The following is a 14638-nucleotide window of genomic DNA, read 5'->3' as shown; positions in this document are numbered from 1 at the left end:
TAGCATTTTTCAACCTGATTTTTAAAAATTCCAACCTTTAAAGAATCAGCTTTTTCATAAAAACGGCAGAATCAGCTGAACCAAAATATTCAATTGCAGTAACGACAATAAGCAGAGCCGTCCTCCTACCCCAATGGTAGAAGCACTGCTCTGCCTATTTAGCATTTATACACATATGCTGCTGTATGCAGCAACGCCTTTTTTCTCTTCTCGAAACATAACTGCGTGAGATTTCCAGCTCCTTAGCAAATTCCCGCTATGTTATCGAATTTCTTGAGGTTGTGGACACGAACCGAGGTCAAGAATGAAGGTGTCTCTTATTCGTTCCCCATCGTGCTGATGTCGATGACAAACCGGTAACGGACATCTGAAGCAAGCACACGCTCCCAAGCTTCATCAATCCGGTCAGCAGAAATGACCTCGATTTCAGAAGCAATATTATGTTCAGCGCAGAAATTAAGCATTTCCTGCGTTTCACGGATTCCACCAATCATCGACCCGGCAAACGAACGGCGGTGGCCGATCAGCGAGAATACGTTAACTGCCAATGGATCAGCGGGCGCACCAACATTGACTAATGTACCATCCAATGCCAGAAGTGAAAGATAAGCATCAATATTAATTTGTGCGCTTACTGTATTCACAATAAGATCGAATGAACCGGCAAGCTGCTTAAATGTCTCCGGATCGCTGGTCGCATAATAATGATCCGCTCCTAATTGCAATCCGTCTTCCTTCTTCTTCAGTGACTGTGATAACACAGTAACCTCAGCTCCCATGGCATGAGCAATCTTCACAGCCATGTGTCCAAGCCCGCCAAGACCCACTACAGCTACTTTTTTGCCGGGAGCGGCTCCCCAATGGCGCAGCGGTGAATAGGTGGTAATTCCTGCACACAAAAGCGGTGCAGCCGCGTCAAGCGGAATAGCATCAGGAATCCGGACCACGAAGTCTTCTGTTACAACGATGTGCGTGGAGTATCCGCCCTGAGTATAGTGACCATGCCGGTCGATAGCTCCATAGGTGCCCGTATTTCCACTCAGGCAATACTGCTCCTCACCTTTTTGGCAATTACTGCACTCTCCACAGGAGTCAACCATACAACCAACCCCTACACGATCGCCGACTGCGTACTTTGTAACTTCGGAACCGACCTGGCTGACAATACCGGCGATCTCATGCCCTGGAACAAGTGGATACTTAACCGGTCCCCACTCCCCGCGGGCTGTATGAATATCCGAGTGGCAAATGCCAGCGTATTTAATCTCAATAAGAACATCGTGCGGCTGCAGATTCCGGCGTTCGATTGTAGTTAGCTTGAACGGGCCTTCCTGACTGAATGTAGCACGTGCATTTACTTTTATCATAGTGAAACCTCTCTTCTAGTTAATATAAAAAGCTGTAACGCCGACTTTACAAAACCTATGTTATTACTTAAAGTTAACTCTAAGTCAAGCATAAAATATAATTAAGACTGGAGATAGATGATGAAGACATACTCCATAAGTGAAGTTGCAGAATATTTTAATATGACATCACATACCCTGCGTTACTATGACAAGGAAGGGCTTTTTCCTTTTATAGAAAGAACCCCCAGCGGGAAACGCATTTTCAAAGAAACGGATATGGATGCTTTAAAAGTAATTGAATGCCTGAAGTCATCCGGGATGCCGATTAAGGAAATAAAACATTTCATTGAGTGGTGCTCTGAAGGGGACTCCACCTTGCAGCAGAGATATGATATGTTCCTGGAGCGGAAAGCTTCTGTAGAAGCACAGATGGAAGAATTGAGAAAAACGATGGAAGTCATAGACCATAAATGCTTCTACTACAAGACCGCCTTGGATAGCGGCACGGAAGATGTTCATAAAAAAAATAACATTAAGAGTGCATTTACTCATTAAAAATGGACCTTCAAATTACAGAAAAGGCGGGGCAGATTGGTCTGCCCCGCCTTTCTTAATTTGGACGCTTTTTTGCCAGCAGCTTCTCCGTAAAATTCACATCAAAAAAATGAATAATGGGTCCCAAACCAAGTGCGGACACTAGAGTTCCTAAGCCTATAATGCCTCCTGCCAGGAAGCAAATCAAAGCACAAAGAGCATCCGTAAACATCCGGTGCCAAAAATAAGATATTTTCGGGACGTTATCCCTCATAATCAGGGACAGGCTGTCGTAAGGAGCGACTCCCACAGCCGATGTCTGATACAGGGATACCCCAAAACTGCATACCACCACGCCAATCGCTACGACGACCACCCGCTGCCATAACAGCTGAGGTTCGCCTAACAGAGATAGCCAAGTACTATGAAAGAACGTAGCGATATACCCCAAAAAGATTGCGTTTACAAAAGTCCCTGCTCCAATATACCTTCGTCCGGTGATGAATTCGATTACAAACAATACCAGGTTCAGCAAGATCAGAAAATTTGCATATGTTATACCCACGCACTCTGCAAGTGCCATTACCATGCCGCTAAAGGGATCATTCCCCATGCCGGACAGCTTAAAAATACTAATTCCCATGCCCAGAAATACATTGCCGATAACCATAATAATCAATCGTTTTTTATCCACGTTATAAAGATAACCCTTCATATTGCCCATCCTATTTTTCATATTAAAATTGCACCTTACAACAACCACGTCATTATATCATATATTCTATTGTTTGACGGTTATCTTTATTGATAGTATTCAATGATTTGGATAAGCAGATCGGTCAGGACTATATTGTTTTGATGGGAACTGAAAAAAACAAAAGCAACCCGTCCGCAGATAAGTCGCCTTTGTAAAACTTTAGTGTTAACGGATCTAACTTATGACTTTAAGCTCAGCGCTTAGCCTTTTAAAAATGATGATAAAGCTTCATAAGAGTATATTTCATTCCACCGGGTTCTATAAGTTAATTTCAGACTTCTCTACTTCATGCCATTGAAAAAGCATTAACACAGGAGGAATATAAATTGGCTGGCCCCAGCAATAAATCAAATCAGGTGTAAAATTCGCAAGCCATAGCTCCCCATTCTCATCTAGTTGCATTCTCCACTTTCCGCTGGCAACAACTTTTTCCTGCTCCATAAGGAAACGAGCCTCATCATATGAACTTCAATTCCTTTATTGCGCTCTATGAAATCAAGGGCAGCTTGGTAATTACGTTCTTGCTCTTCTTCTTTTTCTGCAGTAAAAGCTGAATCGTATACCTCTGAGAAATCTAAGCCCTTAAGGTCATGGAGTTCCACTAGTTGTTTAAATGCGTCCGTTACAAAAAATTGAACGATAGCTGTTTCCTTTATTTTGAACAGTCTATAATCAACACTATCAATTACATTTGTGGTGTTAAGCAAAAACAACATCAAATCAGGATGAGCCAAGGGAAGTGTTTCGTCTTCTTCCGCAACAATTGGCTATCCAGGTAAATATCTCGAAAAATCATTGTACTTCCCCTTATTCTTGGTGTGCATGATTCTGGGTTCTCCTCCTTTTTTTCTCTGTATGATTGTACTGACAATAAGGTACCAAAAAATCTCCATTCAAAGAGAAAATCACGCCATTGATTCCATCGGCTGGTTCGCCAATTATTGATATTATCCCAACACTACCCAAGCAATCTGTCACTTCTCATTATTTTATTTGTGTTCAAAACTCCCCGTTCTTTGCCAATGATAAGAGTAGAAGAGTCTCCATTGCCAGCCAGCTAGAGGCCGACTCTATCCACCCCTTCAGCAAATGGTTCAAACAAATGTCTGGCTATCCGCCAGGCAAGTTTCGCAGCCGCAGCAGGATGATTTAATATAGAAAACGGCGCTGCATCAGTGCAGCGCCGCTGTACCATTTTCAAGTTTGATCACAGCATCCAACCAACCTCCCTGTAGGCCCTCCAAAGCGCCTGAAAAGATTGCGACTGTGCCAGGTGTCATTTCGTACAACGTGTCTAGCAGCAGGAAACGAATCTCGATATCCATGCCATAGAGAGGCTCATCCAGCAGCAGAAACCATGGATCAGCAAGCATCGCCTGAGCAATCATAAGCCGTTGCTTGTTGCCGCCTGACAACCGCTGAATGGGCGTCTTCCACTCGGCAGTAAGCCCGAGCCGTTCACATAGCTCACGAGATCGTTCTTCAATGGTCGCCCGTGGCATCAGCTTCATCTCACCCACATAACGCAAGTATGCCTCGACATTCATATTGTCATAGTACGCTGCCTGCTGTGGCTTGTAGCCCAGATAAGGCTTGAAAGCATTGCCTGACAACGTCACGCCATGAAGCTGATAGGTAATCAGGCCGCGTACAGGCTGGTATAGACCAGCTATCGCTTTGAGCAATGCTGTTTTTCCACTGCCATTGGCGCCCTCCAGACCATACCAGCCTGGCGGCAAAGCCAGATTCACATCCCCTAGCAGCAGGTGACCATTATCTGCAAGAAGTTCAACCGCGGTAAGTTTTAGCTCAGCTCCTCGCACCACTCTTCCCTCCTATCCATATTGCTTGTAATAATGCCGATGGCGCAGCAAAATACTTGTTATAACACCCAGCGCTATTGCCAGACTAACAGCAACAAGCTTGCTTGCAAGCCAGTGTTCGGACCCGTATTCGCTGAACAATTGAAATACGCCAAGCCTCTCGCCAGCGGAAAACTGGATGACACCCACTGCGAGCACAACCGCGGTACCAGGCCATGTCCCGAAACGAAGCATTGCAGCCAGCGCTGCAAAAGCGCTCAGGCAGATCGGCAGTAATAGATCTGTGATCAGTAAAGTAGTGTTAGATCCGAATTCACCGCTGGTACCCGTCATAACGAGTATTCCATAAAACAACAGCGCTAGAAGGAGGTCATATAGCAGTATGGTTCCTATTCTGGCTACCATAAGCTGTACGGGTGTAACAGGAAAGGTCGCCTCAAGCTCACTCATTGGCGTATGCATGGATCGGAGTGAATAGGCCACACTAGCTACAGGAAGCAACAGAATCGTAAATAAAAATACATCCGGCTTGGCAGAGCTACTGAACCATTCACTTGCTAACAGCCCCTCAACGACTGCTCCTATGCCAATCATAAGCGCTGATGTAAGCCAAAACAGCCAATGCATCGTCCTTACCTGAGCTGCCATGCGTTGCATAAGCCTTACTGGTAAAGATATAGCGACAGTTGCTTGCCGCCCAGGCCTGTCATGTCTTGCCACTCGCTTGGAAGAGGGTACAGCAACCGCCCACTCAGGCTGTGTGGCATATGTGGCGGCAAGCGCCAGCAGAGATTCCGTCTGCTGGCCGCTGGGACCATCGACGGTATAGCGATCCAGTTGGCTGAATACGGCTCCGATCTGGTCATGCTCCCATCGATCCGCTGCTGCTTCACCCTTTTCCTCTAGTTGCCGCTGCTCTTGCAATTCCCTGTGCAGTTGACTGTCGCGACTAGCCTTATCGGCGCTACCGGCTCCGGATATGTAACTCATCCTGATCCTCCCCTTTCTGCAATGTATGGGCCAGTCGCCTGAACGCCCGATACAGCTTGGACTTGACCGTTCCAAGCGGCAGTTCCAGCAACTCGGCTATTTCATCCAGCTTGAGCTCCTCATAAAAACGCAAAATAACAATTTGCCGCTCCTCCTCAGGCAAAGCGCCAAGGGCAGCAATGACTGCTTCACGCTCATATTGCTTGTCTAAAAAAGACGCTACCGTATCCTTACCGCCATCTGCCGCATCATACACTCCGGTATCCTTAGCCGCTACTTCATAACGATAAGCTCCGGACTTCCATACATCACGGCACAGGTTCGTCGCAATTCGATAAATCCATGGTCGAAACCGTTCAGGCAACCGACCAGCTTGCAAAGCCGTGAATACTCTGACAAAACACTCTTGCACCAAATCTTCTGCGAGCTGACGCTTGCTGGTCAGTCGGTATAAATACGCATAGATGGTCTGATGATACCGATAGACGAACAACTCCAGCACGGCTGTATTTCCTTGCTTGTATTGCTCGAGCAGTTGCTCATCCGTAACAACAGCCCTGCTGTTCACTTGACTCTCTCCTTTCTCGCTCAGCACTATTGCCTGCACACGAGCCAACCTCTGCCTTTCCCCAATAGAAGCATACAGCAGAAAAGCAGTATTCCAGCTGCTGCAAATAATGCGATAGCGTTATGCGATTTATCTGTGAACCGGCTCACCGGCCAGACGGCTTGAAATAAATAGTACCGATTGAGCGGCATACTGGACATAAAATACTCCAGCAGCCACACCGTTGCCCCCACTCCTAGCCCGACAGCCATATTGCGCCCTAGCAGACTGCCCAATGCCGCCAGACCGCCAAGGAACATATTCACACTGAGGCTATGTTTAATTATGTAAGCTAGTTGTGCCGTACTTAAAACGATCGCCCAGCGGTCAATTGCCCAGAGCAACGCTGCTTCATAGATAACTAGCAATAGCGCAGCGACCGCTCCTCGCTCGGCGAACACGAGTAATTGTGAATATGGATAGCTGAAATGATGGGCAAAAGTACCCTCACTGAAATCATCGGCGAACAAGGCAGCACTCAAGGCAATCGCAAGTAAAGGCAGCACAAATATAAAAGCCACTTTGACATGATAAAAACCAGGAGAGGGCATCATCATTGGCAGCATGAGGCAACCAGCTGCTATCAGCGCCGCAATAATAGCTATAGCTAGCAAGTAGCCGCCCCATAGGATGCGCCAAGCATATTTTGCACGGGACAAAAGAATGAGGGCAACCTTCATTGTCCTCCCTCCATTTTCCTTTGCAAATAGCCTCGCAGAAGCGCTTCCATTTGTTCATCACTGTCCTCGATTAGCTGCTCTGTGCCAATACTGTCAAAGACAAGCTTGATGACATCGTAGACACTTTCAATACCGTACTGGCTGTATATGGTATTCATAAGGTCATAAACCTGATTCGGTGTACCGTTCAAAAAATAGCTGCTAACAGGTTCGAACAGTCGATCTGGCAGTTTCCCTCCGACCAGCTTGAGCTCGTTATAAGCCTGAAAAAAGTTATTCAGTGTATATTGGGCGTTTAAATTTAACATTCTCGCATTTCTAATCTCTCTACGTTTGGCACTGTAATCAAGCCAGTACTGCCCCGTTCTCAGTTGGATATTCCCATTTTTCCCTCGATCAATTTCCGCCCCAAAATAACTTGACACAGACACCTTAGACAAAAAGTGGACATCGCGAGCTTCCGGACCTCCAACTGATGCATCTACCATGCCAAGGGTGCTCATACTCACCATATTCAAACTATAATACGGATAATCGGCAAGTGCCATAGTAACCGTCTGGGGAAAACTCGTTGCAGCTTCTCCATCCAACTTTTTCAAAGTACGCGCCGCTTGGGCGTAATGCCTGGCTGCGAACTGTGCTGCTTCTTCGACAGAACGGGCAGGCAATTGACCAGATGCCAACAGACGCAACGTCTTGCCGTCTGCCGTCGCTTCTGCAAGTTGCAGATCGCCCCCAAATAATGTAAGTCCGCTTGCTTCATCCAGCTCCAGGCGCGTGATGGTCGCCCCCTTCTCTCCAGCCATCTTACTAGTAATGACAGAGGCGTTGGAGAACAGTTTCAAGCCACTTGGCCCTGTGATAGCAACTTCAAAGCCCGCCATAGGGCGCGGCAGTTGTGTGTCCAGAATATCTGTAGCGTGACGCCCCCATTCGTAGTGATCGGTAAGCAATTCCGATAGCCGGCTATTGCCGATAACAGGGTACCAGCCATAGAAAGCTGGCAGGAAAATCCTGTTATCGTCGACAACAGCGATCTGCTCCCATCTATCCCTGCTAGGAGCGACGGAATAATAATGCCGCCAATCATTTAGGGTACCTCTATATGTCATCTCGATCTCCAGATGCTCCCCTGGCATAACATCCGTTGCAGGCTTGATCCAAAGTACATCTGTAGCCTCTTCCCACTCATAGGCAGCAGCAGCACCGTTCACCTTCAGTTCCTGTACATCAAAGATATGTCGCAGCATGATTGGGAATCGCTCTAGTGTTGCCGCTTGTCCATTGCTTGCTTGCATCGTCGCCTGTATTTCTAACCCATGCCGCGGCAGTAATTCCAACTTCAGCTTGTAGCTGTTAATGTGTAGATCCTGGAACTTCATTCCGACAAGCAGATCTTTAATATGCGATACCGAGAGCGGATTGCTGGTATTCCCGTTTGTGTTAAGGGTGATCCGAGACATTTCCTCAATATCCGCCTCCGAATATTTACCCGCTGCAATTCCAGCAACGAGCAGTTGCTCCAATTCACGCTGTTGCGTGATATCATTGGCTGAAGTAAGACGTTCGCGATAGAAACGTTCATTGGCATCCGCAATATCTGCCCGTTCCTGCAGGTATCCGTACATCGCACTACCTGCCCATAACAATGCTGCACCTAGAATCAGCATCGTGGGATAGACCAGCCATGCCTTGACCCGTTCCCGCCTGCGTCTACATACTACAAGTAGAACAGTCATGACCATTCCTGCTGCTAAAGCTGCAACGATGCCGCGATGCAGCCAAAATGCCGGATCATATATAAATCCCCACATACGTGAGTAAGACTTACCAATATATTTAACTAGTGAATAATCGAACCAAATCTGCGTATGAGGGGGTAATGAAAAAGAAGGGCGATCGGTCTTAAAAAATTCCGGTAAAATAATTGCCAAGCTAAGCAACAGGACGAAGCTGATCAAGTAACTGTATCGCTTGCGGATAAGGATACCTACTAAGTAGGCAATTACAGTTGCAAATAACATCGGGATGGCAAAGGAAGCCAATACAGCAGAGGTATACCATTCACGCATTCCCCATGAGATGCCATCATTTACGACCAACCATACATAAGCCCCCATCGGCACGAGCGCAGCTGCTAACGGAAGGGTTACAGCACAGAGCAAGCGTGCAGCCTCCATTTCCCATGTTCGATACGGAAAGGTAGCCATCATGGTTGCTGTCTTCCATTCTTCATCCCGCCGTGCTATCGCTGTTGCCAGCAAAGGCAAAATAATGAGGGCTACAAGGCAATACACCTCAGAAATATCCATCACGTATACTGCACGATCCAATTTGGCATCGGCGGTCTGAAACATCAAATACAGGATGCCGACCACAGTTGCCAGCATTAGATACAAGCCTGGGCCACGCAGCAGTAGCTTGCACTCTGTTTTGTAATAGCGAATCAGGCTCATTGGCTATTCCCCGCTCTCATGACCGCGATATATCCGTCCTCAAGTCCTGCCTTTGCCTGGACTGCTCCAGGTAATGGGGCAGAACTGGCAAGAACACGCGCCTCATAGCCGGCTCCTGAACGCTTTGCAGTCACGATGGCTGCAGTTTCTTTGAGCTCTGCAAGCTTCTCATCACCCACTTGGACCGTCCACACTTGTCCCTGCACACGCTGGAGCAATTGTTCTTGCGTACCGTGAAATACGATGCGCCCTCCGCTCATAATCGCCATACTCTTACAGTTATTATCAATATCGGCGACGACATGTGTAGACAGTAGCACAGTACGATCTTTACCCAGCTCAGTCAGCATATCACGAAATCGCATGCGTTCTTCGGGATCAAGCCCTGCCGTAGGCTCGTCCACAATAATGAACTGCGGATCACCTAGCAACGCCTGGGCAATACCGATGCGCTGCCGCATCCCGCCAGAATATTTGCCTATACGCACATGGCGCTTCTCCTCCAGATTGACTCGGCGCAACATTTCGGCTACTGCTTTCCTCCGGGCTTTTCCATTTGTAATGCCCTTCATGGACGCGACATAATCGAGATATTCTGCGCCTGTCAACTTGCGATATACGCCAAACTCTTGTGGCAGGTAGCCAAGCAAGCCACGAATTTCACGTTCATCCCGCCCAAGCTTGCAATGTCCAATTTGTACATCCCCTGATGTTTTCGGTATTACTGTTGCCAATATTTGCATCAATGTTGATTTTCCCGCCCCATTGGGACCGAGTAAGCCGAACATACCCGTACCCAATGTCAGGTTAATTCCGTTCAGTACTTGTTTACTGCCATATTTTTTGCACAATTGCTGGATAACTACATGCATCATTACCTGCCTCCATTCGTACTTGGCCAACTACCGTGCGCACGAGTAGATTGTCGAACAGTATAACGACACTCCCTTCTAAAAGTTTAAAAAACAGGTGATTTTTTAAAATAATAGTATCCTTGCGCTGCCAATATGACATTTGTTCGATGTGTCTACTACGACAAAAAAACCTCCAACCCCGTATATGCGGCTTCGGAAGTTATTCATTAACCTGCATTTCGCAGTTACTCTAAGTACAGAATCCCAAAATCACAGCTTCTATGAAATTCTGGTTTGTTCGAATGAACTTTGCTCCATGTTCCAAAGTGCGGATAAACCGTTTCATCGCCGCACTTGTAAAAGTTTCCTCTTATCCTTTTTCCCGGCACTGCCCGAAAATCCGAAAAATAAGATTGTACCCATGCCCATGAGATCGAAAAGCTTAATTCCCAATACGCTTCCCCTTTATCATTAATCTGATCCGTGGTGGATAGGACTTGGAAAAGTGCTGGATTGATAGTGATTGGGAAGCGATCATACCGATCCGCTCCTATCTGCAAGAGAATTGCGCCATTCGCATTAAATTCGAAATTCATATAGCGCTGGTCCGAATCCGGAGAAGGCTGAAAAAAGAACTCGATGCAGCTATCCTTATACACAGGATCATTCATGTTTCTATATGTTCGTATTGGATTCTGTTCGTAAACCTTAAACTGAAGCTTCAGATCCTCCTGACTGTAATTTAATCTTGCTGTAACGACCGGGTTATATCCTTTAAGCCATTGATACTGTTTAATGATCTGGAAATCTTCTGTAACTGAAACATCCGTCTGATTTATCAGGCGGGAAATCACTAAGGTTTCTAATTTTCTTTCCATGGTTCATTCCCTTCGGTTGGAAATCCCACTAGGCTAACACAGCAAAACAACCCTATTAATTAACTTGATTATTTAGACCCGCGACTTACCGGTTTTCCAATACGCAGTCTCGATCCCCGAAATTTCGCACGGCCGTCTGCCGTTACCTGTATTGGCGGATGATGGAACTGCACACTCTATATCCCCTCGGGCGCTTCCCCCACTTCCCGATCGATGGTCAGATCCCCCCGTATCCGTTCTCCTGCAATGCGGCGAAATAGGCGTCGAAATCTACCTTCACCTCGCCGAATGGAACCTCCCGGAATATGGCTCCGGAGCTTACTAGCCCTGCAATCCGTTGATGATCCAGCGGGTGGTACCCGACGGCACCGTATACATCCTTCAGTTCGACTGACTGATGTCGGCTGCCGTACTTTGCATGGGTGTGGACAATTTATTCCTCAGCAGGTGTACACCACGCACCGGTTCATCCCCTGTTACCATCACCATGTTGGTCAACCCTTATTTCGCGCAAGGTAACGTAATTCCTTCATGGATCGCCCGGTCGGCTAAGAGAGCGATCTCCATCGCCCGGCAGGCTTCCTCCATTGCCGGTATAGGGGGCAAGTTGTTCTCCAGCATGGACAGGAAATAGTCCAGCTGGGCACCCGTAGGCTTTACGGAGAAGTCCATATTGATCTGCCGGACCGCTCCTTTCTGGTAGTCTTCGACCTCGATCAGATTCCCCAGATGCTGATCCTCTCGCGGTCGTTCGTTCTTGTATATGATGCGAATCCGGCCTGCCGGTCCGATAAATTCCTTCCGGTTATCAGTCGGAAGCCCCTTGCCCCACCCTGTCTCAAAGTAGCCGATGGAGCCGTCCGACAGACGGAGGGTCATGAGTCCGTAATTGTAAGTATACGGCGGGACATCTTCGTAGAGACGCTGCCCGATCCCATTGACGCTTACTACGTCCGCCCCTGTAGCCCAACGCATCACATCGATATAATGGACGCCGCAATCCACGATCGGCGAGACGTCCCGGAGCAGGGATAAGTGGGAAGCCCAATTTTTGGAGGGCTTCAATTGGGATAGCCGGATGACCAAAGGGAAGCCGATGGCGCCCTCCCGGATCATCTTCATAACCGCCTGGTACGTAGTGTTATGGCGAAGGATGTGACCGATCAGCACCTTGGTTTTAGCTCCACGGGCCAGCTTCATGAATTCCTGTGTTTCCCGTGCATTGCCCGCCATCGGCTTCTCGCATAGGATATGTTTCCCTGCAGCGAGACAATCTTTTGCGATCCCCAGATGGGAGGACGGGTACGTGGCGATAATGACCAGATCCACATCATCACGCTCTATCAAGACCCGGTAATCCGTGCCCCAACACTCAGCTCCGTATTGGCTTGCCACTAAGGAGGCCCTGTCCCGGTTCCAATCCGCCACGCCGATCAACCGGACCCGCACCTGTCGTGATATCGCGTCCAAGTGGAGAGAGCCCATATAACCACAGCCTATCACGACCGCCCCGTACCTTTTCATGATGCATCCATCCTATCCTTCTCACTCGCGGAGGTTATTTTATGTTGATCCAAGCTCCTTGTTGGGAGAAACCGAAGTCTCCTTACAACGTCTAGTCTTCTTGGGCATTGATGATTTACCATTCTTCATGCATATACTTCTCTTACATTTGTACAATACCGGACTACTACAGAATAACCTGCATCTTGTTATGATACCTTGTCACCTTTATTATATAAGAATGATGGATATTTTTATTTAGCAAAGAAAGTTACTTTTTGCACGATTCCGTTATTCCTTCTAATTCTATGTAGGGGAGGGACTCGGTTCATAGGTTCTTTCTTCTATCGCTTGCCGCAAGGTCTGCCATTTTTGTACGATGTATGCGGAACTTCAACCCTATAGATCGCCAATGCTGGGCGCACATAAAAAAGCAACTCCCTTTTTGCAAGTCGCTTTTAAAACACTCTATAGTGAATCTTAAGTTATTATCTAATATCCTCACCGCTTCGCCTTATAAAACTCATGATACAGCTTCAGAGCCAAGGATATCGATAAGTGTAATTTCATTACCTTCCTTGTCTGTCCCAATCGAATCGTGCAGAGATACGTCTTTACGTGTTTTCTTAAGCGAACGCAGGTGCAACAGGATTTCGTTTTCAATACAACGAGCAGCAAATGTGGCTAGTTTGGTTCCTTTGTTCGGACGATAGCTCTTAATAGCTTTTATCAGGCCGATGGTGCCGATGGAGATCAGATCCTCCATGTCTTCCCCAGTGTTATCGAATTTCTTGAGGTTGTGGACACGATACGATGTCAAAATCCACTTTCTTGATAGAAAAGCGTTGATAGAAGTATGAAGGTTTTACCGGATGGATGGCTCTTTTTTTTGTTATTCATTGTCCTTTTTTTAATAGTCACTTCGTTTTCTTAAATTTTCACTTGATATCAACAACTTAACAGTTGAAAGACATGATATTTAACATAGTTTGAGCATGTTTACAGTCACATCCGGGAAAGAATTAGCTGTGTTACGATATATCTTATTACTCTAGAGGAGTATTAATAATGTCAACAACTTGCAAAAGAGGTGTGTAATTGAAACTTCCAACAATCCAATTCGGACATATTAAATCGAGAGTTCCTGTTATTCAAGGTGGAATGGGTGTAGGCATATCCTTAAGTGGACTAGCCGCTGCTGTAGCCAATGCAGGCGGGATCGGCACCATCTCTGGTACAGGGATTACTCCTGATGAGCTGAGAATGCATATTCGCAAAACAAGAGAACTCTCTAAAGGAAATGGCTACATCGGTGTGAATGTACTATTCGCAGTGAAGGACTTTGCCGAAAAAATGAAGATTGCTTTGGAGGAAAAGGTTGACTTTATTATTTCCGGAGCCGGAATTTCTAGAGATATTTATGCTTGGGGTAAAGAATATGGTACTCCTGTCGTAACTATTGTTTCATCCGCCAAATTAGCCCGAATTTCCGAAAGACTTGGTGCCTCCGCAGTCGTTGTGGAAGGGTTCGAAGCTGGAGGCCATTTAGGTACAGACAGATCCATGTTTGATATCCTTCCTGAAGTCTTAGAGGCCGTTTCGATTCCTGTTATTGCTGCGGGTGGAATTCTAACAGGGGATGATATCGCAAAAGCCCTTCGGATCGGCGCATCTGGTGTTCAAATGGGTACCCGTTTTGTGGCTAGCCTTGAGTGTGATGCTCCCTTAGCCTTCAAGCAAAAGTATGTAGATGCTCAGCAAGGAGATACTGTCCTAATCAAGTCTACTGTGGGTCTAGAAGGTAGAGCGATTCGGAATGATTTTACGGACCGGATCAGTGATGATGCCAAATTAAAGATAGTCAAATGCTATAATTGTCTAAAGGTTTGTTCACATCGCTTCTGTACAATGGAATCCCTGCTCACTTCCCTTAGAGGAGATGTTAAGAACGGATTGGTTTTTGCTGGGTCCAGAGTTCATGAGATTAAAGAGATTTTGTCCGTACAGCAGATTATCGACAATTTAATGGATGAGTATCAAGGGGCATTGAACCCGACAACTTAAGGTTGTTATAAGATTCAAAAGCACGATTAACCACTTAAGCAAGCTTGGGATTTCCGAGCATAAGTGGTTTTTTATTTCGCTTGATACTCAAATTTAGTTATATTTAATAAGCTTTTGTGTTGTATTTAACTAAAGATTTCCGT

At 46.5% G+C, this 14638-nt stretch carries 14 protein-coding genes and 1 pseudogene; 2 read left to right on the top strand and 13 right to left on the bottom strand.

Features of this window, described 5'->3' with window-relative positions; translation table 11 throughout:
- Positions 1-317 precede the first annotated feature (317 nt).
- Positions 318-1367 carry an NAD(P)-dependent alcohol dehydrogenase gene (locus MHI32_RS07240; protein WP_076185356.1) on the bottom strand — a complete coding sequence of 350 codons (1050 nt, stop codon included), beginning with the start codon at positions 1365-1367 and terminating at the stop codon, positions 318-320.
- Positions 1368-1487: 120 nt separating this feature from the next.
- Here MHI32_RS07240 and MHI32_RS07235 point away from each other — a divergent pair, with 120 nt between their 5' ends.
- Positions 1488-1904 (top strand): MerR family transcriptional regulator, encoded by a 417-nt coding sequence (locus tag MHI32_RS07235; protein WP_340012088.1) that lies wholly within the window; start codon positions 1488-1490, stop codon positions 1902-1904.
- Between the two features lie 55 nt (positions 1905-1959).
- Here MHI32_RS07235 and MHI32_RS07230 read toward each other — a convergent pair whose 3' ends face one another.
- The 12 genes and pseudogenes from MHI32_RS07230 to MHI32_RS07175 form a co-directional block, all read right to left on the bottom strand.
- Positions 1960-2619 carry a hypothetical protein gene (locus MHI32_RS07230; protein WP_340012087.1) on the bottom strand — a complete coding sequence of 220 codons (660 nt, stop codon included), beginning with the start codon at positions 2617-2619 and terminating at the stop codon, positions 1960-1962.
- Positions 2620-3032: 413 nt separating this feature from the next.
- Positions 3033-3374 (bottom strand): hypothetical protein, encoded by a 342-nt coding sequence (locus MHI32_RS07225; protein WP_076221106.1) that lies wholly within the window; start codon positions 3372-3374, stop codon positions 3033-3035.
- 438 nt (positions 3375-3812) lie between these two features.
- Positions 3813-4463: an ABC transporter ATP-binding protein gene (locus MHI32_RS07220; protein ID WP_340012086.1), complete on the bottom strand. Its 651-nt coding sequence runs from the start codon at positions 4461-4463 to the stop codon at positions 3813-3815.
- A gap of 12 nt (positions 4464-4475) precedes the next feature.
- Positions 4476-5453, bottom strand: coding sequence for a hypothetical protein (locus MHI32_RS07215; protein WP_340012085.1), 978 nt, complete (start codon positions 5451-5453; stop codon positions 4476-4478).
- Positions 5428-6021, bottom strand: coding sequence for an RNA polymerase sigma factor (locus MHI32_RS07210; RefSeq protein WP_076125358.1), 594 nt, complete (start codon positions 6019-6021; stop codon positions 5428-5430). Before MHI32_RS07210 ends, MHI32_RS07215 begins: the two co-directional genes overlap by 26 nt.
- Positions 6022-6047: 26 nt before the next feature.
- On the bottom strand, positions 6048-6740 hold the full coding sequence (locus MHI32_RS07205) for a hypothetical protein (protein ID WP_076302149.1): 693 nt from the start codon (positions 6738-6740) through the stop codon (positions 6048-6050).
- A complete protein-coding gene (locus MHI32_RS07200; protein ID WP_339172229.1) occupies positions 6737-9196 on the bottom strand; it encodes a hypothetical protein in 2460 nt (819 codons plus the stop codon). Before MHI32_RS07200 ends, MHI32_RS07205 begins: the two co-directional genes overlap by 4 nt.
- Positions 9193-10071: an ABC transporter ATP-binding protein gene (locus MHI32_RS07195; RefSeq protein ID WP_248547757.1), complete on the bottom strand. Its 879-nt coding sequence runs from the start codon at positions 10069-10071 to the stop codon at positions 9193-9195. Before MHI32_RS07195 ends, MHI32_RS07200 begins: the two co-directional genes overlap by 4 nt.
- 224 nt (positions 10072-10295) lie before the next feature.
- The gene (locus tag MHI32_RS07190; RefSeq protein ID WP_076125364.1) at positions 10296-10928 is read right to left on the bottom strand and encodes a carbohydrate-binding family 9-like protein; all 633 of its coding nucleotides are present in this window, start codon (positions 10926-10928) and stop codon (positions 10296-10298) included.
- Between the two features lie 501 nt (positions 10929-11429).
- Positions 11430-12044 carry a Gfo/Idh/MocA family oxidoreductase gene (locus MHI32_RS07185; protein ID WP_248547962.1) on the bottom strand — a complete coding sequence of 205 codons (615 nt, stop codon included), beginning with the start codon at positions 12042-12044 and terminating at the stop codon, positions 11430-11432.
- A gap of 256 nt (positions 12045-12300) precedes the next feature.
- Positions 12301-12459 carry a hypothetical protein gene (locus tag MHI32_RS07180; RefSeq protein WP_254847731.1) on the bottom strand — a complete coding sequence of 53 codons (159 nt, stop codon included), beginning with the start codon at positions 12457-12459 and terminating at the stop codon, positions 12301-12303.
- A gap of 504 nt (positions 12460-12963) precedes the next feature.
- Positions 12964-13281 (bottom strand): annotated as a pseudogene (locus tag MHI32_RS07175) (sigma factor); the annotation flags it as partial.
- 248 nt (positions 13282-13529) lie between these two features.
- Here MHI32_RS07175 and MHI32_RS07170 point away from each other — a divergent pair.
- Positions 13530-14495, top strand: a complete 966-nt coding sequence (locus MHI32_RS07170; protein ID WP_076219033.1) for a nitronate monooxygenase — start codon at positions 13530-13532, stop codon at positions 14493-14495.
- The last annotated feature ends 143 nt before the right edge of the window (positions 14496-14638 follow it).

The organism is Paenibacillus sp. FSL H7-0690 (genome assembly GCF_037980415.1).
GTDB lineage: Bacteria > Bacillota > Bacilli > Paenibacillales > Paenibacillaceae > Paenibacillus_AQ > Paenibacillus_AQ odorifer.
The sequence above is the reverse complement of the archived record's forward strand: the minus strand, read 5'-3'. Positions and strand labels throughout refer to the sequence as shown.

Bases quoted from the DNA above. Each gene is read 5' to 3' on its own strand.
- MHI32_RS07185 (WP_248547962.1), bottom strand. From the start codon at position 12,044: ATGATCCGGGAGGGCGCCATCGGCTTCCCTTTGGTCATCCGGCTATCC.
- MHI32_RS07230 (WP_340012087.1), bottom strand. From the start codon at position 2,619: ATGAAAAATAGGATGGGCAATATGAAGGGTTATCTTTATAACGTGGAT.
- MHI32_RS07235 (WP_340012088.1), top strand. From the start codon at position 1,488: ATGAAGACATACTCCATAAGTGAAGTTGCAGAATATTTTAATATGACA.
- MHI32_RS07190 (WP_076125364.1), bottom strand. From the start codon at position 10,928: ATGGAAAGAAAATTAGAAACCTTAGTGATTTCCCGCCTGATAAATCAG.
- MHI32_RS07205 (WP_076302149.1), bottom strand. From the start codon at position 6,740: ATGAAGGTTGCCCTCATTCTTTTGTCCCGTGCAAAATATGCTTGGCGC.
- MHI32_RS07240 (WP_076185356.1), bottom strand. From the start codon at position 1,367: ATGATAAAAGTAAATGCACGTGCTACATTCAGTCAGGAAGGCCCGTTC.
- MHI32_RS07195 (WP_248547757.1), bottom strand. From the start codon at position 10,071: ATGATGCATGTAGTTATCCAGCAATTGTGCAAAAAATATGGCAGTAAA.
- MHI32_RS07215 (WP_340012085.1), bottom strand. From the start codon at position 5,453: ATGAGTTACATATCCGGAGCCGGTAGCGCCGATAAGGCTAGTCGCGAC.
- MHI32_RS07200 (WP_339172229.1), bottom strand. From the start codon at position 9,196: ATGAGCCTGATTCGCTATTACAAAACAGAGTGCAAGCTACTGCTGCGT.
- MHI32_RS07180 (WP_254847731.1), bottom strand. From the start codon at position 12,459: ATGCATCATGAAAAGGTACGGGGCGGTCGTGATAGGCTGTGGTTATAT.